The sequence below is a fragment of the Roseateles saccharophilus genome, assembly GCF_004342485.1.
Classification (GTDB): Bacteria; Pseudomonadota; Gammaproteobacteria; order Burkholderiales; family Burkholderiaceae_C; genus Pelomonas; species Pelomonas saccharophila.
On the sequence record NZ_SMBU01000104.1, the window covers coordinates 1 to 1,094 of the forward strand.

At 62.2% G+C, this 1,094-nt stretch carries 1 pseudogene; it reads left to right on the top strand.

Features of this window, described 5'->3' with window-relative positions:
- Window positions 1-977 (top strand): annotated as a pseudogene (locus EV671_RS26580) (recombinase family protein); the annotation flags it as partial.
- Between the last annotated feature and the right edge of the window lie 117 nt (window positions 978-1,094).

A 1,094-nucleotide genomic window follows, 5' to 3' on the forward strand; every position in this document is an offset into this window, starting at 1 on the left:
CCACGGGGCAGCCGATCTGCCAGTCGATCCACGGGGCTGGCTTGGACCAGGCGGTCGGCGACCTGCTGGTGGAGATGGTCACCCCCATGACGTTGGAGCTCGCTCTACAGGTTCAGAAGGAACTCGAGTCACGCAGCGCCGAGCACGACGCGATGCGTCGCCAAGAGGTCGAGCGCGCACGCTACGAATGTGATCTGGCGCGTCGCCGGTACATGCAAGTCGACCCAGACAACCGCCTCGTGGCCGACTCGCTGGAAGCCGAATGGAACGAGAAGCTTCGTGCCCACGAGCAGGCCAATGACCGCTATCAAAAGCAGCGCGCTGACGATGCCGCGGGCCTCACCATCAAACAGCGTGCGGACATCATGAGCCTGGCCATGGACTTCCCGCGACTCTGGAACGATCCCCGCACGCCGAATCGCGAGCGCAAGCGCATGGCACGCCTTCTCATCACGGACGTGACCCTGCTCAAGGGAGCCGAGATTACGGCACAGATCCGCTTCAACGGTGGCACGACGCATACCCTGCATCTGGGGTTGCCAAAGCAGTCGTGGGAGCTTCACCAGACGCCCTCTGCCGTCGTTGAGTTGGTCGACCAACTCTTGGAGCACCATGCTGACGCCGAGGTCGCTCAGCAGCTCAATGGGCAGGGAATGCAGTCTGGATGGGGGCACGAATTTAACCAATCAATCGTGCGCAGAATTCGCGAGCAGTACCATCTGCAAAGTCGATACGAGCGGCTGCGCGCACGAGGCCTGCTGACGAAGCAAGAAATCGCCGAGCGCCTGAATGTCCAGCCCGACACCATCAAGAAGTGGCGGCGCGCCGGCTTGCTACGTGCCCACCCCTTCACAGGCCGTGGGGAATGTCTCTTCGAAATCCCCGATGCGACTTCGCCCGTCAAGCATCGACACCAGGGGAAAAGGGCTGCGCTGTCTGCAGCGTCAAAGGTAAGTTCCAACCGATCGGGCGTATGAGGTGCACTATGCGACACACTCCTTTCCTTCCGGGGCATAGGGCCTGCAGAACACCAGCTGGATGCCCAGGCGCGCACAGATGCCTTGCAGCGTCGAGGCGCGGTAGGCCGCGCCGTT